Here is a 23,997-nt window from a genome sequence, read left to right as displayed (position 1 = left end):
GCTGGGACTTCGTGGTCCCGGGCTACACGGGCGGGTTATCCTATTGGTCCGCCGTTGACGCAAGCGATCCGAGCTGTGATGCAGCGTCGGCGGCGGCACGACGCCCAATCTGTCACATCGGGTCCCCCGGCACGGCCCCGACCCCCTTCACGGCCCGGCTGCCGAGCTCCGTCGCCGCCCGCCGTCGGAGATGGAAGGGCGCCGGCGCGGTCGGGCCCGCGAGGAGCGCACGACAATGGCGAAGGTCGCATTCCTGGGTCTCGGCGTGATGGGCGGCCCGATGGCCGGACACCTCGCCAAGAAGGGTGGCCACGACGTCACCGTCTACAACCGCACCACCCCGAAGGCCGAGGCCTGGGTGAAGACCTACGGCGGCGCCCACGCGCCCACGCCCCGGCAGGCCGCCGAGGGCGCCGAGATCGTGTTCGCCTGCGTGGGCAACGACGACGACCTGCGCAGCGTCGTGCTGGGCGACGACGGGGCGCTCGCCGGCATGAAGCCCGGCGCGGTGTTCGTCGATCACACCACGGCCTCCGCCGAGGTCGCCCGGGAGCTCGCCGCGGCGGCCGAGGCCAAGGGGCTCGGCTTCATCGACGCGCCGGTCTCCGGCGGCCAGGCGGGCGCCGAGAACGGCGTGCTCACCGTGATGTGCGGCGGCGACGCGGCGACCTACGCCAAGGTCGAGGGCGCGATCGGGTCCTTCGCCCGCGCCTGCCGGCTGATGGGCCCGGCCGGCGCCGGCCAGCTCACCAAGATGGTCAACCAGATCTGCATCGCCGGCCTCGTCCAGGGCCTGTCGGAGGGCGTCCACTTCGCCAAGCGCGCCGGCCTCGACGTCGAGGCGGTGCTCGACGTGATCTCCAAGGGCGCCGCCGGCTCCTGGCAGATGGAGAACCGCGGCAAGACCATGAATGCGGGCAAGTTCGACTTCGGCTTCGCGGTCGACTGGATGCGCAAGGATCTCGGCATCCTGCTCGACGAGGCCCGCCGCAACGGCGCCAAGCTGCCGGTCTCGGCCCTCGTCGACCAGTTCTACGCCGAGGTGCAGGCCATGGGCGGCAACCGCTGGGACACGTCGAGCCTCGTGGCGCGGCTGGAGCGCTGAGGGCTCTCAGCCTTCGGAGCCCGAGGACCGCGGGCAAGACGGACGCGACAGGCCCTCTCTCCCGCGCGAGAGGGGGCCGCACCGGCCGCGGCGCCGGGCGCGCCGGGCTCGCCCGGCGGGTCGGGCGCTCACCTCAGAACAGCGCCTCGACCTCCGCCGCCTCCGGATCCACCCAGCGCCACGCCTCCCCCATCTGGTGGCGGAACCACGTGACCTGGCGCTTGGCGTAGGCCCGCGTGTCCGCCTGCCCCCGGACGATCGCCGCTTCGAGGCTCATCGCCCCGTCGAGGTGGGCGATCAGGCCCGGCACCCCGTGGGCGCGCATCACCGGCAGCATCGGGTCGAGATCGCGCGCGCGCAGGCGGGCGACCTCGTCCAGCGCCCCCTCGGCGATCATGGTCCGGAAGCGGGCGTCGATCCGGGCCCGCAGCACCGCGCGGTCGGGTGCCAGGAAGATTTTTTGGAGTTTCCATCCGGCGAGCGGACCCGGCACCGGGTCGCCGTAGAAGCTCGCGATCGGGCGGCCGGTCGCGAGAAAAATCTCCAGGGCGCGCATCACCCGCATCCGGTCGCTCGGCCGCAGGCGGGCGGCCCCCTCGGGATCGTGCCGGCCGAGCTCGGCGTGCAACGCCTCGGTCGGGCGGCCCTCGGCCGCGTCCCGCACCTGCTGCCGCACGACGTCGGGCACCGGCGGCAGCTCCGAGAAGCCCTGCTCCAGCGCCCGGAAGTACAGGCCGGTGCCGCCGACGAAGACCGGCAGGCGCCCGCCGAGCGTCGCCAGCAGCGCCGCCGCGTCCCGCGAGAAGTGCCCCGCGGAGTAGTTCACGGCGCCGTCGACGTGGCCGTAGAGCCGGTGGGGCACGCGCGCCTCCTCGTCCGGGTCGGGCCGCGCGGTCAGGCGGCGCAGGTCCGCGTAGACCTGCATGGAATCGGTGTTGATCACCACGCCGCCGTGACGCTCCGCCAGCCGGGCGGCCAGCGCCGACTTGCCCGACGCGGTGGGCCCTGCGATGAGGACCGCGGCCGGGCGCGCCCCGGCCTCCTCCCGGTCTGGCGGCAAGGCGAAACTCCACGATGCTGGTCGCGGTCCTGATAGCAAACCCGGATCGGCCGTCCATCACCGACGCGGTGCTGGCCGAGACGCGCGCCGTGCTGCGGACGGAGCACCAGCCCCGGATCCTGCACGGCGAGGTGGCGGCCGAGCTGCTGGTGCCGGGCGAGCCCGCGGCCGCGGCGTCCCTCACGGAGCGGCTGCGGGCGGCGCTGGCCGGCGAGCCGATCGACCTCGCGGTGCTGCCCGCCGACGCGCACAGGCGCAAGCGCCTGTTCCTGGCCGACATGGATTCCACCATGATCGAGCAGGAATGCATCGACGAGCTCGCCGGGACGCTCGGCCTCAAGGACCACGTGGCGGCGATCACCGAGCGGGCAATGCGGGGCGAGATCGCCTTCGAGCCGGCCCTGCGCGAGCGCGTCGCGCTCCTGAAGGACATCCCGGTCGGCGCGGTCGACGGGCTGATCGCCGAGCACCTGACTCTGACCCCGGGCGGCGGCACGCTGGTGCGGACGATGCGGGCGCACGGCGCCCATACCTGCCTGGTCTCCGGAGGCTTCACGCTGTTCACCGGCCCGATCGCCGCGATGATCGGCTTCGACGAGCACCGGTCCAACGTGCTGGGCGTGGCGGACGGGCGGCTCACCGGCCTGGTGGAGGACCCGATCGTCGGGAAGGCCGAGAAGCGCGCGACGCTGATCGCGCTGCGCGGGCAGCTGGGCCTCGGCGCCGCCGAGACCCTCGCGGTCGGCGACGGCGCCAACGACCTCGACATGCTGGGCGAGGCCGGCCTCGGGGTGGCGTTCCGGGCCAAGCCCGCGGTCGCGGCCGCGGCGCGGGTCCGGGTCGAGCACGGCGACCTCACCGCGCTCCTGTACCTGCAGGGCTACGCGGCGCCGGAGTTCGTGGGGTGAGGCTCAGTGGAGGGTGCGGGTCAGGGTGATGACCGCGCCGAGCACGGCGAGCGTCTGAAAGCCGATCGCGCCGACGAGCCAGCGCACCGTCTCGACCTTCGCGGAGGCGATCGCGCCCTTCACGGCCTCGATGTCGGCCTTGGTCTCAAGGCGCAGACTGTCGATGTCGGCTTTTGTGGATAGGCGGAGGGCTTCGATATCCGACTTGGTCGACTGACGAAGACTGTCAGAATCCGCCTTGGTCGAGATGCGAAGCCCCTCGATATCCGCCTGGGTCGTGAGTCGCAGTGCCTCGATGTCGCCGCGGGTCTGTATCTTGAGGGCTTCGATATCGCCGCGGACGATCTGCAGTTCGGCCTGCACGTCGCGAATGTCGGCTTTGGTTGCAAGATTCCCGTCGAAGACGTCCACCAGCGCGTCGGCCAGGCCCTCCGCCTGCTCGGGCGACAGCTTCGCCTTCTCCCGCAGGGCGCGGGCGAATTTCAGGGTGTCGAACGCAACGGCCGTCATGGGTCCGAACTCGCCCGAGCCGCACCGACTCGCGGCCCCAGTGTGCCGTGCCGCCGCGTAGCGTCAATGTGGGACCCCTGAACGCGCGAGGGCCGCCGCCCCCCGCGGAGCGACGGCCCTCGGCAACGCGGATGAGGCCGCTCAGTCGAGGCCGACGGCCACGAAGCGCACGTCGCCGGTGGCGCCCGCCACCAGCAGCAGCACCGACTTGCGCCCGTCCTTCTTGAGGGCGTCGATCCGCTTGGTCACCTCCGCGGGGGTGCTGACCGACTCCTGGCCGACCTCGACGATCACCTCGCCGGGCTGGATCCGCTTGTCGGCGGCGGTCGAGTTCGGGTCGACCCGAGTGACGACCACGCCCTTCACGGTGTCCTTGATGGAGTACTTCTTGCGCAGCTCGTCGGTCATGCCGGAGAGGTTGAGGCCCAGCGCCTGCCGGGTCGCGCTCTCGGGCTCCGGCTGACGCAGGTTGGCGAGCTGCGGCTTGTCGCCGTCCTCCAGGCGGCCGAGGGTGACGGGCTTCGTCACCTCCTCGCCCTTGCGCATGACGACCACGTCGACCTTCTGGCCCACCGGCGTCGAGGCGACGATGCGCGGGAGGTCGCCCGAGGCCTTCACCGGCGCGCCGTTGAACTTCAGGATCACGTCGCCGACCTCGATCCCGGCGGTCTTGGCCGGTCCCTTCTCGTCGACGCCGGCCACCAGGGCGCCTCGCGCGCCGCCCTTGAGGTTGAGCGCCTCGGCGGTGGTGTCGTCGACGTTCTGGATGCGCACGCCGAGCCAGCCGCGGCGGACCTCGCCGAAGTCGCGGAGCTGGTCGATCACGGGCTTGGCCGTGCCCGACGGGACCGCGAAGCCGATGCCCACCGAGCCGCCGGTCGGCGACAGGATCGCCGTGTTGATGCCGATCACCTCGCCGTCCATGTTGAACAGCGGGCCGCCGGAATTGCCCTTGTTGATGGCCGCGTCGGTCTGGATGTAGTTGTCGTAGGGTCCGGACTCGATGTTCCGGCCCCGCGCCGAGACAATGCCGGCCGAGACCGAGCCGCCGAGCCCGAACGGGTTGCCGATGGCGATGACCCAGTCGCCGGGCCGCATCTTGTCGGAATCGCCGAACGGCACGGCCTTCAGCGTGCGGTCGGCCGGGGGCTTCACCCGCAGGACGGCGAGGTCGATCTTCGAATCCTTGCCGACGATCTCGGCCTTCAGCTTCGTGCCGTCGTGCAGGATGACCTGGATGTCGTTGGCGTCGCCGATGACGTGGTTGTTCGTCACCACGAGGCCGGCGGAATCGATGATGAAGCCGGAGCCGAGGGAGTTCGACTTGCGCTGCTGACGCGGCCCGTCGCCGTCACCGCCGCCACCGCCGCCGCGGCCGCCGCGCCGGTTGAAGAACTCCTCGAACAGGTCCTCGAACGGGGTGCCCGGGGGCACCTGCGGCCCGGCACGGCCGGCGCGGGCCTCGACGGTGGTGGACGCGGAGATGTTCACCACCGCGTCGGTGACCTGCTCGGCGAGATCGGCGAGGGAGGCCGGCCCCTTGGCGAAGGCCGGCACCGGCAGGGCGGTCGCGGCCACGGAGACGGTGACCGAGGCGCCGATCAGGATCGAGGCCATCACCGCGCGGGCGCGGGAGCGGGGCCGCGCCGGGGCGCGGTCGAACGGCGCCTCGGGGGCGCTCGCGACGGGGTGCATGGTCGACCTCTTCATGAACGCGTTTCCGGTCCCGCGGGCCTCGACCGATGGCCGATCGCCCGCGGGTTGTCCTGCACGGTAATCCCCGGGCGCCGGGGCGCCAACGGGCCCCCTCAGCGCGCCGTCCCCGCCGTGGAGCCGGTCGTCGAGCCCGTGGTAGCGCTCGGATCGGCCGGCCCGCGCGGCCCGCGGGCGGCCGGGGCGGGTGCCCGGCCCTGCGGATCGCTGAAGAAGCGGAAGAAGTCCGTGTTCGGGCTGATCACCAGGCGGGTATCGGATCCCTTCAGCCCGCTCTCGTAGGCCTGCATCGAGCGGTAGAAGCTGAAGAAATCCGCGTCCTTCCCGAACGCGTCCGCGAGGATGCGGTTCTTGTCCGCGTCACCCTGTCCACGCAGCTGCTCGGATTTCTGCGTCGCCTCGGCCAGGATGACCGTGACCTCGCGGTCGGCCTTGGCGCGGATCGTGGCGGCGATCTGGTCACCGTTGGCGCGGATGTCGGCGGCCTCGCGCTCGCGCTCGGTCTTCATCCGCCGGTAGACAGCGGCCGAGTTCTGCGCGGGCAGGTCGACGCGGGTCATGCGCAGGTCGACGATCTCGATGCCGAGCGCCTTGGCCTGCCGGTTCACGTCCTCCTGGATCTGGTGCATCAGTTGCCCGCGATCGGTCTTCACGATCGCGTCGCGGGTCGAGCGGGCGAGCACGTTGCGCAGGCCGGAATTGGTGAAGCTCGCGAGCCGCTGGTTGGCCAGCCCGATATTGCCCACCGCCTGGTAGAAGCGCAGCGGATCGACGATCCGGTAGCGGGCGAAGGCGTCCACCTCCAGGTTCTGCCGGTCGGCGGTGAGCACCGTCTGGACTGGCAGGTCGAGGTCGAGCACGCGCTTGTCGAAGACGACCACGTTCTCCATGAACGGGATCTTGAAGTACAGGCCGGGCTTGTCCTCGCCGGTGGCGTTGAGGACGGCCCGGACGCGGCCGAACTGCAGGACGAGCGCCTGCTGCATCTGGCCGACGGTGAAGATCGAGGCGTAGAGGCCGATCGCGACGATGGCCGCGACCACGATCAGGCCGGTGCGGAGAGCCTGTTTCATCGGGCAGCTCCCGTCTGGGTCTGGGCGCGGGCGCCGAACTCGGAGAGCGGCAGCACCGGCAGCACGCCGGCCGCGGTGGCACCGCCGGACTGCGTCCCGTTCTGGTCGATGATCACCTTGTTCACGGAGCCCAGGACCTTCTCCATCGTCTCCAGGAAGATCCGCTCGCGGCTGATCGCCGGGGCGGCCTTGTAGGAGGCGTAGACCTCGCTGAAGCGCGCGGCCTGGCCGGTGGCGTCGGCGGTCGCCTTCGTCCGGTAGGCCTCGGCCTGCTGGACGATCTGGGACGCCTTACCGCGGGCCTGCGGCACCTCGCGGCTGGCGTAGGTCTTGGCCTCGTTCTGCGCCGTGTCGGCGTCCTGCTGGGCCGCGTTCACGTCGATGAAGGCGGGGCGCACTTCCGGCGGCGGGTTGACCGAGACGAGCTGCACCACCTCGATGCGCACGCCGGCGCCGTACTCGTCGAGCGCCTTCTGGACCATCTCCTTCACCTCCTGGGCGATGCTCGACTGCTCGTTGGTGAGGATCGCCTGGATGTTGCGGCGGCCGATCACCTCGCGCATCGCGCTCTCGGAGATCGCCTTGATGGTGCCCTCCGGATTCTGGAGGTTGAACACGAAGTCGGAGGCCTTCAGCGGGTTGACCCGCCACTGCACCTCGAAGTCGAGATCGACGATGTTCTCGTCGCCGGTGAGCATCAGGCTCTCGTCCGGCACGTCGCGGTTGCGGCCCTGCCCGTTCGGGCCGGCGCGGAAGCCGATCTGGATCGAGTTCTGGGAGCCGACATCCGGCTTCACCACCCCGCCGATCGGATAGGGGAAGTTGTAGCGCAGGCCCTCGCCCTTGGTGCCGACGTAGCGACCGAAGATGGTCTCGATGCCGACCTGACGGGGGTAGACGGTGTAGAAGCCGGTCGCGAGCCAGATGGCGACGGCCAGGACGGCGATCACCGCCGCGCTGCGGCCGCCGCCGACGCCGGTCGAGCCGCCGCCGCCGTAACCGCCGCCCGAACCGCCACCGCCGCCCGGGATCAGACCGCGCAGGCGGTCCTGCCCGCGCCGGAGCAGGTCCTCGAGGTTCGGCGGCGTCTTGCCACCGCCGCCGCCGCTGCCGCCACCCCAGGGACCACCGCCGTTACCGCCGGGCCGGCCCCAGGGCCCCCCGCCGCCGCTCTGATTGCTCCAAGGCATCCTAGCCGTCGTCTCCTGCCTGTCCGCGCCCGGCCCACGTCCCGACCGGCGCCCCCTGCCTGAACGGCCACGCTCGCCCGCCTAGTCCCGACCATCCGGACCGATCGCACCGCGACCGCTCCCGGCTGGAGGCCTCGAGGGCCCGCACGCGCATCTTCCCGCAGGATGTGCAGGCCCGGCGTGAGCGCGCGCACCCGACAGGCACCTGCGGGCGCACGCCCCGTGCTGTCAAGGCTGGCAGGTGGGCATGCGCGGCGCGGAACGCAAATGCGGCGGCGCGCCTCAGCGTGCGCGCTCCCAGTCGACGAAGGCGAAGGCGTGCTCGTCCCGCGGGCCCGCCGGGTGCGCCTCGCGGAACGTCTCCCGGAAGCGGGCGCGGTCGAAGGCGGGGAATCGCACGTCGCCGGCGGGCTCGGCCTCGACCTCGGTGAGGTGGAGCCGGTCGGCGTGCGGGAGCGCGAGCGCGTAGATCTCGGCGCCGCCGACCACCATCAGCTCCGCCCCGGCGGCGGCCAGCGCGGAGTCCCAGTCGTGGACGGTCTCGACCCCCTCGGCGCGGAAGCCCGTGTCCCGGGTCAGCACCAGGGTGCGGCGCCCCGGCAGGGGCCGGCCGATCGAATCCCAGGTGCACCGGCCCATCAGCATCGGCTTGCCCATGGTCAGGGCCTTGAAGCGCTTGAGATCGCTGGAGAGATGCCAGGCGAGCCCGTTGTCGCGGCCGATCACGCCGTTGCGGGCGACGGCGGCGACCAGGGAAACGATCGGGCTCATACCGCCACCGGGGCCGCGATGGCGGGATGCGGGTCGTAGTTCTCGATGGCGATGTCCTCGAACCGGAAGGCGAAGAGGTCGCGCACCTCCGGGTTGAGCCGCAGGTGCGGCAGCGGGCGCGGCTCCCGGGCCAGGAGGGTGCGGGTCTGCTCCAAGTGGTTCCTGTAGAGGTGCGCGTCGCCGAAGGTGTGGACGAAGTCGCCGACCCCGAGGCCGGCCACCTGGGCGATCATGTGGGTCAGGAGCGCGTAGCTCGCGATGTTGAACGGCACGCCCAGGAAGGCGTCCGCCGAGCGCTGGTAGAGCTGGCAGGAGAGCCGCCCCTCGCTGACGTAGAACTGGAACAGGCAGTGGCAGGGCGCGAGGGCCATCCGGTCGAGGTCGGCCGGGTTCCAGGCCGACACGATCAGGCGGCGGGAATCGGGGTTGCGCCGGATCTCGTCGAGCACCCCGGCGATCTGGTCGACAGTGCCGCCGCCGGGCCTCTCCCAGGAGCGCCACTGCTTGCCGTAGACCGGGCCGAGATCGCCGCGCTCGTCCGCCCACTCGTCCCAGATCGTCACGCCGTTCGCCTTCAGCGCCGCCACGTTGGTGTCGCCCGCCAGGAACCAGAGCAGCTCGTGGATGATCGAGCGCAGGTGCAGCCGCTTCGTGGTGACCAGCGGGAAGCCCGCCGACAGGTCGAAGCGCATCTGGTGGCCGAACACCGAGAGCGTGCCGGTGCCGGTGCGGTCGTCCTTGGCGACGCCCGCGTCGAGGATCCGCCGGAGCAGGTCGTGATAAGCGTCCATCGCCCATTCCTGCGCGCCGGCGCGCCGGCCGGCAAGCGCGCCGCCGCCATATGTCCACCGCCGTCGCGCGGGAGCCGCTCCGGCGCAGGCCTGCGCGCGGCGCCCTGTCGGCCAGGCCGGCCTCGGACAGGCCCTCAGACCAGCCCTCAGACCGGCCAGAGCAGGTAGGTCACCAGGGCGAGGTTCGACCAGCCGTGCAGGGCGATGCCGGGCCAGAGCCGGCCGGTGCGCCAGCGCAGCCAGCCCAGCGCCAGGGCGAGGGGCAGCAGCGAGACCGGCCGGGCGAGCCCCCAGGACGAGATGTGGGCGGCGGCGAAGATGAGCGCGGTGACCAGGATCGCCCCCGCGGGTCCGACGGCCGCCCGGGCGCGGGCGAAGGCCTCGCCGCGCAGCAGCAGTTCCTCGGCCACCGGCGCCAGGATCGCCAGATAGGCGAGCCAGGCCGCGACCGCCGCCTGGCTCATGAACGGCGACAGCCGCACGTGCTGGCCGAAGCTCGCGCCGAACAGCTCCGCCGTGCCGGTGACCCAGGCGATGTGCAGCACCGGCCAGACCAGCAGGAGGCCCAGCAGCGCGACCGGCCGCATGCCGTTCGGCCGCTCGCGGTCGAGGGCGAGGCGGCGGCGCCAACCGGCCCGGTCGTGCCACCACGCGCCGCCGAGCACCAGGGCGGCGAGGTAGACCTGGCGCAGGGCGTCGATCGCGAAGGCCCGGTGGGCGAGTTCCACCGCGCCCAGGAACGGGCGCCGCTCGGGGGGCAGGAACGGGTCGATCCCGCTCCAGAGGTCGAAGCCGACGCGCACCGTGGCGAGGGACAGGAGGCTCGCCGCGCCGAGATAGACGACCACGAGGGCGACCAGGGCGCCGAGCCGCCACATCGCGCCCCAGGCGCGCTCGAGCGGGCCCCGCGCACCGGGGACGGCGGCGCGCGACTGCGCACTTCCGGCAACAGCCTCCCCCGGAGGCTCCAAATGAGGCGGCGGCGCGACACGATCGGGCTTCAAAACCGGACCGATCCCCTCTATATCTCGGGAGCCGGTCGCGAGGCCGGCTATGGCGATAAACGTTCTTCGCAATAAACCTATCGGACCCGGGGGCGGTACCCGGCGCCTCCACCCGAGCCCAGGACATGCTGCCGCAAGGGGCGTGATCGGAACCGGGGCTTCGGCGGGGGCGAAATAGGATCGACGAGGGCGTAAAGGTTGAGCTTTCGCTCGGCATGGTTCCGCCGTTATCGGGCCTTTGCAATAGTTGCCAACGACAACTTTGCTCCGGTGGCGGTGGCCGCGTAAGCGGTCCCCAATATCGACCTGAAGTCCTAGCGGGTAGCTCCGCATAGGCGGGGTTCGGAGGCGCCTGGCAACAGAAGCCTCCACTTCAGTCCTCGGTCCGGCCATCCGCGGCGGGGCGCCGGGCAGACCGGGCGAGAGCGCGACCGCAGATGGCAGACGACCTGATCCGCTACGACCTCCTGGTACAGGACGCCCTGCGCGGCGTGGTGCGCAAGGTCCTGACCGACGCGGCCCGCGAGGGGCTGATGGGCGAGCATCATTTCTACGTCTCGTTCCGGACGGAGGCCCCCGGCGTGCGGATGTCGCAGGCCCTGCGCGAGAAGTACCCGCAGGACATGACGATCGTCCTGCAGCACCAGTTCTGGGACCTCAACGTCACCGAGCACGCCTTCGAGGTCGGCCTGTCCTTCTCGGGCGTGCCGGAGCGCCTGCTGGTGCCGTTCGACGCCCTGTCGGGCTTCTTCGACCCCTCCGTGCAGTTCGGCCTGAAGTTCGACCTCAGCGAGGCCGGCGAGACCCCCGAGGAGGCCAACGCCGCCCCGGCCAAGCCCGGTCCCCGCGGCGCCGGCTCGGAACCCGGCGAGGTGCGGCCCAAGAGCGCCGGTCTCGCGACGATCGGCGCGGGCGCGCCGAAGGGGCTGCCCGCGCCCGCCGCCCCGGGCGAGAAGGACGCCGGCAAGACCGACGACAAGGCCCCCCGCCCCGCCGCCAAGAAGGAGGGTGAGGAGGGCAGCGCCGAGGTCGTGAGCCTGGACGCCTTCCGCAAGAAGAGCTGAGATCGCCCCTGGCCGACTCGGTCACGACCTTCAGCTGCGAGATCCGTCAGGCTCAGGCGCGGTGAGGCGAGGCGATGGGAACGCGCTCAAATCGAAGCTCGGGGCATGCCCGATAGCAGGCCTCGACCGAACGTTGCCCAGACGATCGCCCAGGGAGCTTCACACAGTCGCGGCAGGCATTTCGGACCGCGCCGGCGCCAGTCGTGCCCCAGATCGACGATCAGGGGCTCATAAGTTTGACGAACGCGGCGCCCGCGCCGAAGAATGCGGCCGCTGCTGCCATGCCGGCAAAACCGATGGAGAGCGGGGCCAGGACACGGTCTCGACCGAGCTTGAGCGTCTCGGCGTGCAGCTTCGCCGCCTCGGCCTGAAGCTTGGTCTGCTCGTCGATCAGCTTCCGCTGCTCGGCCACGAACTTTTCCGTCTCCGCATTGGACCGCAGGACGCGGGCGACCTGCTCGGCATAATCCAGCGTCACGGGAGCAACGGTGTCGACCATCGCGGTTCGTGCCCGATCTCAGCCAGCGCGACTCTGCTGACTCGTTCCGGCAATGTGAGAACGCACGGGGAACCCGTCAACCCGCTCACGCTCGCCGCTCGGCCTCCATGCGCAAGCCGTGCTCCGGCCGGAGCGTCACCCGGTGGAGCGGCGTGACCGCCGGGTGATCCGCCGGCAGCCGGAAGCGCACCGCCCGGACCACGTGGGCCAGCACGATCACCGCCTCCTGGATCGAGAAGCTCTGGCCGATGCAGACCCGCGGCCCCGCCCCGAACGGCAGGTAGGCGAAGCGCGGGATCGCGTCCCGGTTCTCGGGCAGGAACCGCTCCGGCACGAAGGCCTCCGGGTCGTCCCAGAGCAGCTGGTGGCGGTGGAGCACCCAGGGCGCCACCATCACCAGCGAGCCCCGCGGCACCTTGATCCGGCCGAGCCGGTCGTCGCGGACCGCCTGCCGGCTGAGGAACGGGACCGGCGGGAACAGCCGCATCGCCTCCTCGATCACCGCCCGGGTGAAGGGCAGGCGCTCGACGGCGAAATCCCCCGGCCCGGCCGCGTCGACCTCGGCCTCGACCCGCGCCTGCGCGGCGGGATCCTGCGACAGGCAGTAGAGCGCCCAGGTCAGGGAGTTGGCCGTGGTCTCGTGGCCGGCGGCGATGAAGGTGACGATGTTGGCCTTCACGGCGAGGTCCGAGAGCCCGTTGCCGGTCTCGGGATCCTGCGCGGCGAGCAGCAGCGTCAGCAGGTCCCGCGGCGCCTCGCCCCCCGTCATCAGCGCCTTGCGCCGTGCGATCAGTTCGTCGACCACCTCGGCGAAGAAGCGCCCCGCGGGCCGCGCCCGCAACCGGCCGATCCGCGGCACGAAATCGGGCACGCCGAACACGTCGAGGGGGTCGATCGGCCCGACGGCCTCGAGGAAGCGCGTGATCGCGCGGCCCAGCGCGTCGGGATCGCTCGGCAAACCTTGCGTGAAGATCGTCCGCTCCAGCACGTCGAGGGTGACGCGGGTCATCTCCAGGGCGACGTCGACCCGCTTGCCGTCGCGGCGGACGAGGCGGCGGCCGAGCCGCGCCCCGGCGGCGTTCATCGCGTCGGAGAAGCCCTGGACCGTGCGGGCGTTGAAGATCGGCGCCAGCGTCCGGCGCTGGAGCCGCCACTCGTCGCCCTCGGCACTGAGCAGGCCGTTGCCGAGCCCCGGGGCCAGCACGCGGCGCTGGAGGTCGTCCTTGCGGTAGCCGTCGGGGTTCTCGATGAGCAGGTAGCGGATCAGCGCCGGGTCGCTCACCAGGGTGATCCGGCCCATCGCGCCCTCGGCCGCCACGACCGGCAGCTTGAAATGCGCGTCCATCCAGGTGGTGATCGGGTTCTTGCGCGCCGCCCGCAGGAACTCGAACAGGCCGAGCGGCTCCTTCAGCGGCGGCGGCACGACGGGGCGGAACCGGGTGCCGGCCATCGGTTCGGAGAGATCGATCGTGGCGCTCATCGGCTCCTTGTCCGGCGGGAACAGAGCCCCGCCCTTGTCGGCGCGCCGGGGAAAACCGGCATCGCGATTCACCCGCGCCTCATTTAAGTAGGCACCGCACTGCACCAGACGTAGAGGCCACGATGTCGCCCACCGAGACCGCCACCCGCACCGAGTCCGACACCTTCGGTCCGATCGAGGTCCCGGCGCATCGCTACTGGGGCGCGCAGACGCAGCGCTCGATCCAGAACTTCAAGATCGGCACCGACCGGATGCCGGCGCCGCTCGTCCACGCACTCGGCGTCGTGAAGCAGGCCGCCGCCCTGGTGAACAAGGATCTCGGCGCCCTCGACCCGAAGCTCGCCGACGCCATCGCGGCCTCGGCCGCCGAGGTCGTTGAGGGCCGCTACGACGACGAGTTCCCGCTCGTCATCTACCAGACCGGCTCGGGCACGCAGTCGAACATGAACGCCAACGAGGTGATCGCCAGCCTCGCCAACGAGCGCCTGGGCGGCCAGCGCGGCGGCAAGTCGCCGGTCCACCCGAACGACCATTGCAACCGCGGCCAGTCCTCCAACGACACCTTCCCGACGGCCATGCACATCGCGGTGGCCCGCGAGATCCAGGGTCGCCTGCTGCCGGCGCTCTCCCACCTGCACGCTGCCCTCGACGCCAAGGCCAAGGCCTTCGACGCGATCGTCAAGATCGGGCGCACCCACCTGCAGGACGCGACGCCGGTCTCCCTCGGCCAGGAATTCTCCGGCTACGTCGCGCAGGTCGCCCTCGGCGGCTCGCGGGTCGCCGCGACCCTGCCGGGGGTGCTGGCGCTCGCCCAGGGCGGCACGGCGGTCGGCACCGGCCTCAACGCCCATCCGGAATTCGCCGAGCGCTTCGCCGCCAAGGTCGCCGAGCTGACCGGCCTACCCTTCACGTCGGCCGAGAACAAGTTCGAGGCGCTCGCGACCCACGACGCCCTGGTATTCACGCAGGGCGCCCTCTCGGCGCTCGCCGCCGGCCTGTTCAAGATCGCCCAGGACATCCGCTTCCTCGGCTCGGGCCCGCGCTCCGGCCTCGGCGAGCTGTCGCTCCCCGAGAACGAGCCCGGCTCGTCGATCATGCCCGGCAAGGTCAACCCGACCCAGTGCGAGGCCCTGACGATGGTCTGCGCCCAGGTGATCGGCAACGGCACCACGGTGAGCTTCGCCGGCTCCCAGGGCAATTTCGAGCTCAACGTGTTCAAGCCGGTGATCGCCAACGCGGTGCTGCAGTCGATCCGCCTGCTCGCCGACGCGGCGGTGAGCTTCACCGACAACTGCGTCGTCGGCATCAAGGCCAACGAGGACAAGATCGCCGACCTGATGAGCCGGTCGCTCATGCTGGTCACCGCGCTCGCCCCCTCGATCGGCTACGACAAGGCCGCCGAGATCGCCAAGACCGCGCACAAGAACGGCACGACCCTCAAGGAGGAAGCCCTGCGCCTCGGCTACGTGACCGAGGCGGAGTTCGAGCGCGTGGTCCGGCCGGAGACCATGCTGGCCCCCAGCGCCGATTAGTTTCTTGGGTATTTGGCCGGCGCGGGTGTCCTGCGCCGGCCGCCATTGCCGGGAGGCGATCCATGGCCGAGATCATCAACCTGCGTCAGGTCCGCAAGGCGAAGGCCCGCGCCGAGGCCGACACGAAGGCCGAGGCCAACCGGATCGCCTTCGGGCAGCCGAAGAAGGCCAGGACCCTCCAGCAGCGCCGCAAGGCCCTGGAGACCGAGCGGCACGAGGGCCACCGCCTGGAGCGGGGCGAGCCCGATCCGGCGGACTGAGAGCAGATCCGGATGCAGCAGCCCCACCGTCCTCGCGAGCGGAGCGAAGCGATCCAGTCGCGCCACGCCGACCAGGGTCGCGCTGCCCTGGATCGCTTCGCTCCGCTCGCGAGGACGGGACGCGCAGCCGCCTCGCCATGAGCCCGGGCATCACCAAGCGCTCCGTGATGATCGCCGGCCACCGGACCAGCGTGTCCCTGGAGGACCCGTTCTGGGCGGCCCTGCGGGCGATCGCGGAGGCGCGGGGCCAGTCGGTCCAGGCCCTCATCGGGCACATCGACGCCGGCCGCGACGGCCAGAACCTGTCCTCGGCGATCCGCGTGTTCGTGCTGGAGGCCGTCCGCGCGATGCCGGAAACGTGAGCGCCGCGCGCCCTGGCCGCTCTCCCGATCCTGAATAGGTGTCTGACGATCGCGTGACAAATCCACGCACGAAGGAGACCCCATGGCCAGTAGAGAGCCGCTGCTCAAGACCATCCCGATCGCGGAGCTGCGCCCGACGCAGATGACCGTGGGCTACCGGGAAGTGGCGGAGAAGCGGCGGCGCTGGCGGGAGTACGACGGCGAGAAGAAGAAGGAATTCCTCGGCGCCCACATGATCCCGACGCTGCTCGGGCCGAAGAAGCGCCACTACATCATCGATCACCACCACCTGTCCCGCGCCCTGCACGAGGAGGGCGTCGAGAACGTGCTCGTCACCGTGGTGGCCGACCTGCACTACCTCGACAAAGACGCGTTCTGGACGGTCTGCGACCACAAATCCTGGACCCACCCCTACGACGCCGACGGCGTGCGCCAGCACTTCGACGACATCCCGAAATCCGTCGACGCCCTGGTGGACGACCCCTATCGCAGCCTCGCCGGCGAGTTGCGCCGGGCCGGCGGCTTCGCGAAGGACACGACGCCGTTCAGCGAGTTTCTCTGGGCCGACTTCCTGCGGCGGAACATCAAGGAGAAGCGGATCGAGAACGACTTCTCCTCGGCCCTGGAGCGGGCGATGTCGCTGGCCAAGTCCAAGGACGCCGACTACCTGCCCGGCTGGTGCGGGCCGGTGACCCGCCACGTCCGCTGAGACCCGCAGACGGTCCCGGCGCCGCCTAGATGCCCCAGTAGGGCGCCGCGTCGTAGTAGCGGTGGATCTGCTCCTCCCAGGCGCCGTCCGCGGCCGGATCGGTGCCCTCGGGGGTGCGGGCCGGGGCGGCGCGCAGCTGCGCCTCGGTGATGTCGACCACGTAGGCGTCCTGCTGCGGCTCGAACCGCAGCACCGACCAGGGCAGCGTGTAGAAGTCCTCGCCGAGGCCCAGGAACCCGCCGAAGCTCATCACCGCGTAGGCGACCCGACCCGAGACCTTGTCGAGCATCAGCCGCTCGATCCGTCCGACCCGTGTCCCGTCGGGCCGGCGGACATCCGTCCCGATGACCCGATCGCTGGCGATCAGGCGGCGGGGCTCCCGGCCGGCCGGGTTCGCCGTGCCGGGCTGACCGGTGTCCGTTCCCGTTCCCGTGGCCGTCATCGCCGCCTCCCGACCGTTTCCGCGCGACGCGCGCCGTCTGCCCGAAAAACGCCCCGCCCCTGGGCCACGTTCCGGCGGGCGCCCGCGCCCGCCCTCTCCAGCCGGACGAACAGCCCCCGCATGCCGATGCCGCGTTTCGCCCAGAGCCTCGCGCTCGCCGCCCTGCTCCTGCCCGCCGCCGCGCAGGCCCAGGATCGCGGCAGCGTCAATCCGAAGCCGCTGCCGCCCCTGGAGCATCCGGACGCGCCCTCGACGCCCGCCAAGGCGCTGTTCGGGCGGGTCACCAAGGCGTCCTCCGGTCCGGCCCACATCTACGGCTTCTACGCCAAGGGCTGCTTCGCCGGCGGCGAGGCGCTGCCGCTCGACGGGCCGAACTGGCAGGTCATGCGCCCGTCCCGCAACCGGATGTGGGGCACGCCCTACCTCGTCGACTTCATCGAGCGGCTGTCGCAGAAGGCCGCCCGGGTCGGCTGGCCCGGCCTCCTCGTGGGCGACATGGCCCAGCCCCGCGGCGGCCCGATGATCACCGGCCACGCCTCGCACCAGATCGGCATCGACGCCGACGTCTGGCTGACGCCGATGCCCGACCACCGCATGAGCCGGGCGGAGCGCGAGGAGACCTCGGCCACCGACATGGTCCGCCGCGACCGCCTCGACATCGATCCCCAGGTCTGGACGCCCACGCACCTGCAGCTGATCAAGATCACCGCCGAGCAGCCGGAGGTGGAGCGCATCTTCGTCAACGCGGCGATCAAGAAGGCCCTCTGCCGCGACGCCGCGGGCAGCCGCTGGATGTCCAAGGTCCGCCCGATGTACGGGCACAATTACCACTACCATATCCGGCTTTCCTGCCCGGCCGGCCAGGAGGATTGCCAGCCCCAGGGCGCGCCGCCGCCGGGCGACGGCTGCGACGACCTCAGCTACTGGTTCTCGGACGCGGTGCTCCACCCGAAGCCCCCGAAGACGCCGCCGAAGGCCAAGCCCGCCATGACCATGGCGGCGCTGCCCGCCGCCTGCCGGGCGGTGCTGAAGGCGCCGTAGGCCGGGCCCCCGGGGATGGTCGCCGCTCAGGGCGCGGCCGCCTCCGCGTAGGGCGTGCCGGCCAGCGCCGCCGCGAGGCCGGCCGTCCCCCGGTCGATGACCGCCAGGAAGGCGGCATTCGCCGCCTCCGTCCGCCGCGTCGCCCGGAAGGTCCGGTGCGCCCGGAGGAAGGCCACGCTCCAGGTCGCCAGCAACAGGCCGGCCGCCAGGTCGGCGTCGGGATCCTCCGGCCCGCGCCCGATGGATTCGGCGAGCGCGACCCGCACCACGCCCGCGAGTTCGTCCCGGATCGCCCGGGCCCGGGCCTTGAGCGTCTCGCTCCCGGCCGCCGTCGCGACGAAGGCGCCGCTGCGCGCCGAGAATTCCACGACCGGGTTCCGGCCCGTCACCAGCCGGTGCGCCAGCTGGCGGAGCGTCTCGACCGGCGCGACCCGGGGATCGCGCTGCCGCAGGGTCTCGCGCAGGAGTGCGCGCCCCTCCTCGTCGCGGTCGTAGAACATGTCCTCCTTGCGGGGGGAAATGGTTGAACACGGTCATCCGGCCGACATCGGCAGCCGCCGCGATCTCATCCACCGTCACGGCGTCGAAGCCGCGCTCCAGGAACAGCCGCGTGGCGGCGTCGGAGATGGCCTGCCGGGTGGCGAGGCGCTTGCGGGACCGGCGGTCGGGAGGCGTTGACATGCGCCGCCTCATACCACATCCATTCATGGACTGAGTATAGAAATCGATTAAGTCCATGGATGAGCCTGTCGACGTCGTCGTGGTTGGAGCCGGTCCGGTCGGGCTCCTCACAGCCATCGAGCTGACCCTCGGGGGCGCGCGCGTCCGGGTGCTGGAGCGCCTCACCGAGCCGAGCACCACCATCAAGGCGCTGGGGCTCGGCCCCCTGGGCGTCGAGGCGCTGCAGCGGCGGGGGATGGGCGCGGCGATCGAGGCCGCCGAGGCGCGGAGCCTCGCGGCGATGGACCGCCTGCCGGGTCAGGTCGGCGGCGGCCCGCGCGGGGCGCAGTTCAGCGGCCATTTCGGCTTCCTGTTCATCCGCCGCGGCCCGCAGGCGGAGCCGGACCGGCGCATGCGCGCGGTCGATCAGCAGAGCCTCGAAGCCATGCTGCTCGACCGCGCCGCGGCGCTCGGGATCGACCTGCGCCGCGGTTGCACGCTCACGGGCTTCACGGAGGCGGCCGACAGGGTCGAGGTGGCCTGGACCGCGCCGACGGGCGACGCGCGCGTCCGCTGCGCCTATCTCGTCGGCTGCGACGGCGGCCGCAGCGCGGTCCGCAAGATGGCCGGCTTCGCCTTCCCCGGCACGCCGCCGACGCTCACCATGTACCAGGCGATCGCCGATCTCGACGATCCCGCCGGCGCGCTGCCGGTCGGCTGGCACCGCGGGCCGGGGGGCGTCTACGGCCACGGGCCGTTCCCGCGCCGCCTGTTCATGCTGGATTTCAGCGGCCCGCCGGCCGACCGGCAGGCGCCCGTCACGCGCGACGAGATCGAGACCGCGCTGCGCCGGGTCAGCGGCACGGACGTCCGCGTCGCCCGGGTCGCGGTCGCGAACCGGTGGGCCGACAACACGCGCCTCGTCGACACCTACCGCCGGGGCCGCGTGCTGCTCGCCGGCGACGCGGCGCATGTCCACGCGCCCTTCGACGGCCAGGGCCTGAGCCTCGGCCTGGGCGACGCCGCCAATCTCGGCTGGAAGCTCGCCGCCGTGCTGCGCGGGGAGATGCCCGAGACCCTGCTCGATACCTACACGGCCGAGCGGCGCCCGGTGGCCGAGGCCGTCACGGCCAACACCCGCGCCCAGGCGGCGATCCTGCGGCCCGATCCGCAATCGGGCGCGCTGCGCGACCTGATGGCGCGGCTCCTGGAGAGCGACGAGGTCAGCCGGATCCTCGGCGGCCTGATGCGCGGCCTGAGCGCCCGGTACGATCTCGGCTCGCCCGAGGACGCGGTCGGCCGGATGGCCGGCGACGGGCCGCTCGGCGCCGGTGGCGCGACGCTCTACGGCGCGATGCAGGACGGCCGGGGCCTCCTCGTCGACGGCAGCGCCGACGGCGCGGCCTCCCGGATGGTCGCCGCGGCGACGGGCCGGGTGAGCTGCGTGGCGGTCCCGGACGGGCCCTCGACGCTGGTCCGCCCCGACGGCTGCGTCGCCTGGACGGGCGCGGCAACGGCCCTCGACGGCCTGCGGGAGGCGGTGGGCCGCTGGTTCGGCCCGTCACCGGCCGGGCCGCTCGGCGCGCCGGCTCCGATGTGCTAACCGCCCCGGATGCCCCGCTGGCTCTTCATCCTCCTCGTGACCGCCCTCGCCCTCTCGGTCCTCGGCAGCGTCCTGATCGTGCTGCGCAGCCCGAACAGCACGCCGCCCCTGCGGGGCGCCGCCGGCGCCCCGGTGCCGGGCCCGCAGACGCGGCCCGACAGCCGGAGCCCGTGAGGCTCGGGCGCCGCCGCCGGTTCCCGCCGGGCCGCAACAGCCGGCCGAGTTCTTGGCCCGGTTCTTGGCCCGGTTCTTGGCCAGCTTCTTGGCCAGCTTCTTGGCCGGGGCCTGCTGGTGGCATGCCCCCGCGAAGCGGTGCGCCAGCGGCCCGCCTCCCGGTCTTGGGCGCCGCCCGACACGGGAAGGCGGGGACCGCCGGACGACGTTCGGCGCCCGCCCTCCGCGAACCGCGCCGCGAGAGACTGGACCGCGCGGGCAAATTCCGGCTTGGTGCCCCGACGACGCGGGTCGGACGGCCGCCCTGCGCGGCGCTGTGAGGGGCTGATCCGGATGGAGACGGGCGGGACCGCCACGAGCCACGTGCCGGACGACCTCAAGGCGGAGGCGCACCGGGGCGATCCCTTCGCGGCCGCCGTGCGGGCGACCCGGATGCCGATGATCATCACCGATCCGGCCCAGCACGATAACCCGATCGTCTTCGTGAACGACGCCTTCCTGAAGCTGACCGGCTACACCCGGATGGAGGTGGTCGGCCGCAATTGCCGCTTCCTGCAGGGGCCCGACACCGAGGCGGCGGCCGTCGACCGCCTCCGCGCGGCCGTCCGGCGGGAGGAGGATATCCGGGTCGACCTCCTCAACTACCGCAGGGACGGCTCGACCTTCCAGAACGCCCTCTACGTCGGCCCGGTGCGGGACGAGGCGGGACGGGTGGTCTACTTCTTCGCCTCGCAGCTCGACGTCAGCGAGCACTACGCGCTGACCGCCGAGATCGAGCGGCTGAAGGCCGCCCTGGCCGAGGCCGAGGCCAAGCTCGCCGCCCGCTAGGCCGCCCGGAGGATCAGGGCTTCGTCGGATCAGGGCTTCGTCAGGAACCCGATCGGCTCGCGGCCCGGCTGGCCGAGCCAGAGCAGGACCGCGCCGAGGCCGAGGCCGATCAGGGAGGCCGGCGCCAGGGTGAGCGGCAGGCCCAGGATGTGCCAGAGCCAGGGCGCCGCCCCCTCCACGCTGCCCTGGAGGGCGCTGGCCTTGTCCTTGAACAGGGTGGCGATCACGTCGGAGAGCGGCGTCACCCGCAGCCCGTTGTTGGCGATGGAGCGGGCGCCGTCGTAGACCAGCGCGACGAAGCCGCCGGCCATCAGCAGGAAGCCCAGGACGCGGGCCAGGAAGCGGAACATCGCGGGGCCTTCTGAGCCTTGCCTTACGGGCCGTGGGTGCCGGATCGGCGCGCCCGCCCCGGGAGTATGGGGCCGCGCCGCAAGGTGCAAGCACCCGGTCAGCGCCCGGGGCGAGCGTCGATCCGCGCGGTTGCGGGGCCCTCGGGCCCGTGCCACAGGGTCGCCCGGCGGCGGCGGGCCGTGCGGGAACGGTCGACCTTGGACGCGCGCGCGACGAATCTCGGCCTCGTGATCTTCGATTGCGACGGCGTCCTGGTGGACAGCGAGCCCCTGAGCCTCGCCTGCCTGACGGCCGGGCTCAACCGGATCGGCGTGGACATCGACTTCGCCACCGTGCGGGCGCGCTTCACCGGCACCGCGATGCCCTCGATCATGGCGCATATCGCGAGCGACTACGGCGTCACCGCCCCGGCCGGCTTCGTCGAGGCGGTGAAGGCCGAGACCCTGGCGCTGTTCGACGCGGAGCTGCGGGCGATGCGCGGCGTCGCCGAGGCGGTCGCCGCCGTGGGCCTGCCGGTCTGCGTCGCGTCGAGCAGCGACCCGGTGCGGCTGCGCCACTCCCTGACGCTGACCGGGCTGCTCCCCCTGTTCGGCGACCGCGTCTTCTCCTCGGCGCAGGTGGCGCGGGGCAAGCCCTTCCCCGACCTGTTCCTGTTCGCCGCCGAGCGGATGGGCGTCGCTCCGGCGGCCTGCCTCGTGATCGAGGACAGCGTTCCCGGGGTCACGGCGGCCCGGAGCGCCGGCATGCGGGTCGCGGGCTTCACGGGCGGCGGCCACTGGGGTCACGACCCGGCGGGCGCCGGGCTCGCGGAGGCCGGCGCGGCCCGGATCTTCTCGGACTTCTCCGACCTCGCCGCGGTGATCGCCGCGGCCTGAACGATCCGCCTCCCGGACGCGCGCCCGGGACCGGCTTCCTGCCAAGCCGGCCCTCGAAATCGGAAGTCCGTTCCGTTGACGGTGCGCCGTGCCGCGCCCATCTTCAGGAGTGCCGGCCCGGCCGCGCACCTCGGGTGCGCGACAGGGCCGGCCGCGGTCCTTTGAGAAGCGTAGCTTGCGCCGCGTGATCAAACGCTAAAGCACTGCGCCGGCCCCGCGCCGCGCGGTCCTTCAGTCTGGAGGACGTCCGATGGTCACTCGCACATCGTCCCTTCGATACCCGCTCCCGATCGCCCCCTGCTGCCCCGCCGCCCGCCGGCGCTGTCGACGCTGAGCCCCGTCGATCCTCCGCAGCAGCCAACGCGATCCGGCACGGCGACCGGCCGGCCCAGGGAGTTCCCGATCCGATGCACAGCCTCGCAGAGTACAAACCCGAAGACCGTCCCGACCTCGCGGACCCGGCCCTCGGCCCGAGCGAACCCGCCCGGGTGATCGAGATCGGTGAGGTCACCGCCGGGATCGCCGTCCCCGAGGGGCGCGGCGTCCGGTTCTTCTCGTCCGCGCGCGATTTCGACGGGCTCGACGGCGCCGTGTTCCGCACGGCCGAGCAGGCCGCGCGCGCGGCCCGCGCGCGCATGAGCGCCCGGTCCCCCGACCGGTCGCACCGGCCCGCGCTGAGGCGGGCCTGACCCGTCCGCTACTTGCTGCACTCGTCCCGGGTGCGCTTCATGGCCTCCGCGAATCCGCCGAGCGCGTACTCGTCGCTCGTCGGGTTCCCGCGCATCGACGTGGCCTTGATGATGATCTTCGGGTTGCGGGCGCTCATCTCGGAGACGACCCGCGCCTCCTCGGCGGGGTTCTGCAGCCAGGCATTGCCGTCCTTGACCACGAGGCCGTAGCGGCTGGCGCCGAGGTTGAGGCTCGGGTCGGTCGGCGCGGCCGCGGAGCCGGGCTTGACCTGGGAGGCCGCGGGCTTCGACGGGAAGCCCAGCATCACCGCCACCTCGTTCTGGATGTTCTCGCCCTTGCGCACGCTCACGAACAGGTAGGCGGTGTCGCGCTTCAGGGTCTTGGGCGAGCGCGTCTGCGGTTGCGCGATCGCGTAGCAGAGCTTGTTGCGGCCGTCGCCGTTCACGAACACGTTCCAGTCGCCGAAGATCGCCACCGGGGTGGCCTGCTGCATCCCCGGCGGGGTCGCGGTCTTCTTCTCGGCGCGCTTGCTCCGCTCGCGGCCGTGCCGCCGCCCGCGCCGCGACGGGGCCGCGTCGCCACCGCCGGCGTCCGGGGCCGCCGCCGCGTCCTGGGCGTGGGCCGCCGTCGCGACCAGGCAGGTCCCGCCGAGCACACCTCCGACGAGGCCGGTAACCAGCCCGGAGGCGAGCAGGGCGAGAGCTCCGACCGGGAGCGAGCGGGGGACGCGGACCATCTTCACTTCCTGACGACGGGCGGCTCCGTCAGGAGCCGGACCGGGGTTCGGGATTAGTGAAGCTTGCGTAAAACGTCGGCAAGATGGCGAGGCGGGATCCGTCGACAATCAGACGGCGCGGGCTTCCGTCGCCCGGGCCGCGATGACGCCGGCCGGGACCGGCAGCGCCTCGACCGCCGGGCCGGCGGGCACCGCGATGGCGTTCGGCCGGGCCGGCGCGGCGCGCTGGCGGGGCGGATCGTTGTAGGGGGTGTTGTAGCCCTTGCGGACGGCGGCCCAGTAGGACTCGCGCGTCAGGCCCGAACCGGTCAGGGCGGCGTCGATCATCGCCGTGGCGTGCGCCGCGAAATCCGGCACCTCCTCCGTGTTCAGCCAACTCTCGACAGGCATCCTGCGAACTCCGATCCAGACGGCGAAGCTTGTAGCTGAGCGGACTTAGCCAGATGGTGAACGCGCGGGTGGGCCGAGGGTTGCAATGCACAATTTTGAACGGTCCTGTGGATGAGCGGGGGCCCGTTCCCTGATCCGAGGCGACCGGGGGCCCACCCCGCGGTCGGAGCGTCGGG

Annotated in this window: 28 protein-coding genes, 1 other RNA gene and 1 pseudogene; 14 read left to right on the top strand and 16 right to left on the bottom strand. The window is 72.3% G+C overall.

Annotated features, from left to right (window positions below):
- The first annotated feature begins 235 nt into the window (after positions 1 to 235).
- Positions 236 to 1,105: an NAD(P)-dependent oxidoreductase gene (locus ABIC30_RS25000; protein WP_020091284.1), complete on the top strand. Its 870-nt coding sequence runs from the start codon at positions 236 to 238 to the stop codon at positions 1,103 to 1,105.
- A 133-nt stretch (positions 1,106 to 1,238) separates the two neighbouring features.
- On the opposite strand, the gene miaA is transcribed toward ABIC30_RS25000, so the two are convergent.
- Positions 1,239 to 2,165 (bottom strand): tRNA (adenosine(37)-N6)-dimethylallyltransferase MiaA, encoded by a 927-nt coding sequence (gene miaA / locus ABIC30_RS24995; RefSeq protein ID WP_020091285.1) that lies wholly within the window; start codon positions 2,163 to 2,165, stop codon positions 1,239 to 1,241.
- Between the two features lie 14 nt (positions 2,166 to 2,179).
- Here miaA and serB point away from each other — a divergent pair, with 14 nt between their 5' ends.
- Positions 2,180 to 3,073 (top strand): phosphoserine phosphatase SerB, encoded by an 894-nt coding sequence (gene serB, locus ABIC30_RS24990; protein WP_354456202.1) that lies wholly within the window; start codon positions 2,180 to 2,182, stop codon positions 3,071 to 3,073.
- A 3-nt stretch (positions 3,074 to 3,076) separates the two neighbouring features.
- Here the strand turns inward: serB and ABIC30_RS24985 are convergent, their stop codons facing one another.
- The 7 genes from ABIC30_RS24985 to ABIC30_RS24955 all read right to left on the bottom strand — a co-directional run bounded on the left by ABIC30_RS24985 (position 3,077) and on the right by ABIC30_RS24955 (position 10,125).
- Positions 3,077 to 3,583, bottom strand: coding sequence for a coiled-coil domain-containing protein (locus ABIC30_RS24985; protein ID WP_020091287.1), 507 nt, complete (start codon positions 3,581 to 3,583; stop codon positions 3,077 to 3,079).
- Between the two features lie 141 nt (positions 3,584 to 3,724).
- Positions 3,725 to 5,278 carry a DegQ family serine endoprotease gene (locus ABIC30_RS24980; protein WP_091979704.1) on the bottom strand — a complete coding sequence of 518 codons (1,554 nt, stop codon included), beginning with the start codon at positions 5,276 to 5,278 and terminating at the stop codon, positions 3,725 to 3,727.
- Positions 5,279 to 5,391: 113 nt separating this feature from the next.
- A complete protein-coding gene (gene hflC / locus ABIC30_RS24975; protein ID WP_020091289.1) occupies positions 5,392 to 6,369 on the bottom strand; it encodes a protease modulator HflC in 978 nt (325 codons plus the stop codon).
- A complete protein-coding gene (hflK, locus tag ABIC30_RS24970) occupies positions 6,366 to 7,559 on the bottom strand; it encodes an FtsH protease activity modulator HflK (RefSeq protein WP_042672660.1) in 1,194 nt (397 codons plus the stop codon). Before hflK ends, hflC begins: the two co-directional genes overlap by 4 nt.
- 282 nt (positions 7,560 to 7,841) lie before the next feature.
- Positions 7,842 to 8,330, bottom strand: a complete 489-nt coding sequence (locus ABIC30_RS24965) for a dihydrofolate reductase (protein WP_354456200.1) — start codon at positions 8,328 to 8,330, stop codon at positions 7,842 to 7,844.
- Positions 8,327 to 9,121: a thymidylate synthase gene (locus ABIC30_RS24960; RefSeq protein WP_103985941.1), complete on the bottom strand. Its 795-nt coding sequence runs from the start codon at positions 9,119 to 9,121 to the stop codon at positions 8,327 to 8,329. Before ABIC30_RS24960 ends, ABIC30_RS24965 begins: the two co-directional genes overlap by 4 nt.
- A gap of 146 nt (positions 9,122 to 9,267) precedes the next feature.
- Entirely contained in the window at positions 9,268 to 10,125 is an 858-nt protein-coding gene (locus ABIC30_RS24955) for a CPBP family intramembrane glutamic endopeptidase (protein ID WP_419149849.1), read from the bottom strand.
- Between ABIC30_RS24955 and ssrA the strand changes: the two genes are divergently transcribed.
- Positions 10,117 to 10,498: a transfer-messenger RNA gene (ssrA, locus tag ABIC30_RS24950) on the top strand. The genes ABIC30_RS24955 and ssrA overlap by 9 nt on opposite strands.
- A gap of 64 nt (positions 10,499 to 10,562) precedes the next feature.
- Positions 10,563 to 11,189: an SspB family protein gene (locus ABIC30_RS24945; RefSeq protein ID WP_020091294.1), complete on the top strand. Its 627-nt coding sequence runs from the start codon at positions 10,563 to 10,565 to the stop codon at positions 11,187 to 11,189.
- Positions 11,190 to 11,409: 220 nt separating this feature from the next.
- Here ABIC30_RS24945 and ABIC30_RS24940 read toward each other — a convergent pair whose 3' ends face one another.
- The gene (locus tag ABIC30_RS24940; RefSeq protein ID WP_354456199.1) at positions 11,410 to 11,688 is read right to left on the bottom strand and encodes a hypothetical protein; all 279 of its coding nucleotides are present in this window, start codon (positions 11,686 to 11,688) and stop codon (positions 11,410 to 11,412) included.
- 85 nt (positions 11,689 to 11,773) lie between these two features.
- Positions 11,774 to 13,168, bottom strand: coding sequence for a cytochrome P450 (locus ABIC30_RS24935; protein ID WP_091676448.1), 1,395 nt, complete (start codon positions 13,166 to 13,168; stop codon positions 11,774 to 11,776).
- A gap of 122 nt (positions 13,169 to 13,290) precedes the next feature.
- Between ABIC30_RS24935 and fumC the strand changes: the two genes are divergently transcribed.
- The 4 genes from fumC (at position 13,291) to ABIC30_RS24915 (ending at position 16,031) form a co-directional block, all read left to right on the top strand.
- On the top strand, positions 13,291 to 14,700 hold the full coding sequence (gene fumC, locus ABIC30_RS24930) for a class II fumarate hydratase (protein WP_020091298.1): 1,410 nt from the start codon (positions 13,291 to 13,293) through the stop codon (positions 14,698 to 14,700).
- 62 nt (positions 14,701 to 14,762) lie between these two features.
- The gene (locus tag ABIC30_RS24925; protein WP_042672647.1) at positions 14,763 to 14,960 is read left to right on the top strand and encodes a DUF4169 family protein; all 198 of its coding nucleotides are present in this window, start codon (positions 14,763 to 14,765) and stop codon (positions 14,958 to 14,960) included.
- Positions 14,961 to 15,097: 137 nt separating this feature from the next.
- Positions 15,098 to 15,322: a ribbon-helix-helix domain-containing protein gene (locus tag ABIC30_RS24920; protein WP_020091300.1), complete on the top strand. Its 225-nt coding sequence runs from the start codon at positions 15,098 to 15,100 to the stop codon at positions 15,320 to 15,322.
- Positions 15,323 to 15,404: 82 nt separating this feature from the next.
- The gene (locus ABIC30_RS24915) at positions 15,405 to 16,031 is read left to right on the top strand and encodes a ParB-like protein (protein ID WP_020091301.1); all 627 of its coding nucleotides are present in this window, start codon (positions 15,405 to 15,407) and stop codon (positions 16,029 to 16,031) included.
- Positions 16,032 to 16,056: 25 nt separating this feature from the next.
- On the opposite strand, the gene ABIC30_RS24910 is transcribed toward ABIC30_RS24915, so the two are convergent.
- Positions 16,057 to 16,473 (bottom strand): PRC-barrel domain-containing protein, encoded by a 417-nt coding sequence (locus ABIC30_RS24910; RefSeq protein WP_020091302.1) that lies wholly within the window; start codon positions 16,471 to 16,473, stop codon positions 16,057 to 16,059.
- Between the two features lie 120 nt (positions 16,474 to 16,593).
- Here ABIC30_RS24910 and mepA point away from each other — a divergent pair, with 120 nt between their 5' ends.
- The gene (mepA, locus tag ABIC30_RS24905; protein WP_020091303.1) at positions 16,594 to 17,514 is read left to right on the top strand and encodes a penicillin-insensitive murein endopeptidase; all 921 of its coding nucleotides are present in this window, start codon (positions 16,594 to 16,596) and stop codon (positions 17,512 to 17,514) included.
- Between the two features lie 26 nt (positions 17,515 to 17,540).
- Here the strand turns inward: mepA and ABIC30_RS24900 are convergent, their stop codons facing one another.
- Positions 17,541 to 18,014 (bottom strand): hypothetical protein, encoded by a 474-nt coding sequence (locus ABIC30_RS24900; protein ID WP_020091304.1) that lies wholly within the window; start codon positions 18,012 to 18,014, stop codon positions 17,541 to 17,543.
- Positions 18,015 to 18,081: 67 nt separating this feature from the next.
- Positions 18,082 to 18,195, bottom strand: a pseudogene (locus ABIC30_RS31840) (TetR family transcriptional regulator); the annotation flags it as partial.
- Between the two features lie 55 nt (positions 18,196 to 18,250).
- Between ABIC30_RS31840 and ABIC30_RS24895 the strand changes: the two are divergent.
- The 3 genes from ABIC30_RS24895 (at position 18,251) to ABIC30_RS24885 (ending at position 20,779) form a co-directional block, all read left to right on the top strand.
- On the top strand, positions 18,251 to 19,777 hold the full coding sequence (locus tag ABIC30_RS24895; RefSeq protein WP_205833893.1) for an FAD-dependent monooxygenase: 1,527 nt from the start codon (positions 18,251 to 18,253) through the stop codon (positions 19,775 to 19,777).
- Between the two features lie 9 nt (positions 19,778 to 19,786).
- Complete coding sequence (locus ABIC30_RS24890) at positions 19,787 to 19,951, top strand: hypothetical protein (protein WP_020091306.1); 165 nt, start codon at positions 19,787 to 19,789, stop codon at positions 19,949 to 19,951.
- Positions 19,952 to 20,284: 333 nt separating this feature from the next.
- Positions 20,285 to 20,779 carry a PAS domain-containing protein gene (locus ABIC30_RS24885; RefSeq protein ID WP_020091307.1) on the top strand — a complete coding sequence of 165 codons (495 nt, stop codon included), beginning with the start codon at positions 20,285 to 20,287 and terminating at the stop codon, positions 20,777 to 20,779.
- A 29-nt stretch (positions 20,780 to 20,808) separates the two neighbouring features.
- Here the strand turns inward: ABIC30_RS24885 and ABIC30_RS24880 are convergent, their stop codons facing one another.
- Positions 20,809 to 21,129 carry a hypothetical protein gene (locus ABIC30_RS24880; RefSeq protein WP_020091308.1) on the bottom strand — a complete coding sequence of 107 codons (321 nt, stop codon included), beginning with the start codon at positions 21,127 to 21,129 and terminating at the stop codon, positions 20,809 to 20,811.
- Positions 21,130 to 21,327: 198 nt separating this feature from the next.
- Here ABIC30_RS24880 and ABIC30_RS24875 point away from each other — a divergent pair, with 198 nt between their 5' ends.
- Both ABIC30_RS24875 and ABIC30_RS24870 read left to right on the top strand, forming a co-directional pair.
- Positions 21,328 to 22,005, top strand: coding sequence for an HAD family hydrolase (locus ABIC30_RS24875; protein WP_042673332.1), 678 nt, complete (start codon positions 21,328 to 21,330; stop codon positions 22,003 to 22,005).
- Between the two features lie 407 nt (positions 22,006 to 22,412).
- Complete coding sequence (locus ABIC30_RS24870) at positions 22,413 to 22,694, top strand: hypothetical protein (RefSeq protein WP_042673333.1); 282 nt, start codon at positions 22,413 to 22,415, stop codon at positions 22,692 to 22,694.
- A gap of 8 nt (positions 22,695 to 22,702) precedes the next feature.
- Here ABIC30_RS24870 and ABIC30_RS24865 read toward each other — a convergent pair whose 3' ends face one another.
- Together ABIC30_RS24865 and ABIC30_RS24860 are read right to left on the bottom strand one after the other, a co-directional pair.
- Positions 22,703 to 23,431, bottom strand: coding sequence for a hypothetical protein (locus tag ABIC30_RS24865; protein ID WP_056524404.1), 729 nt, complete (start codon positions 23,429 to 23,431; stop codon positions 22,703 to 22,705).
- A gap of 108 nt (positions 23,432 to 23,539) precedes the next feature.
- Positions 23,540 to 23,821 carry a hypothetical protein gene (locus tag ABIC30_RS24860; protein WP_234081680.1) on the bottom strand — a complete coding sequence of 94 codons (282 nt, stop codon included), beginning with the start codon at positions 23,819 to 23,821 and terminating at the stop codon, positions 23,540 to 23,542.
- Between the last annotated feature and the right edge of the window lie 176 nt (positions 23,822 to 23,997).

This window comes from Methylobacterium sp. 1030, assembly GCF_040544715.1.
Lineage (GTDB): Bacteria > Pseudomonadota > Alphaproteobacteria > Rhizobiales > Beijerinckiaceae > Methylobacterium.
Note: the sequence above shows the minus strand (reverse complement) of the source record. Positions and strands in the feature narration are given on the sequence as shown.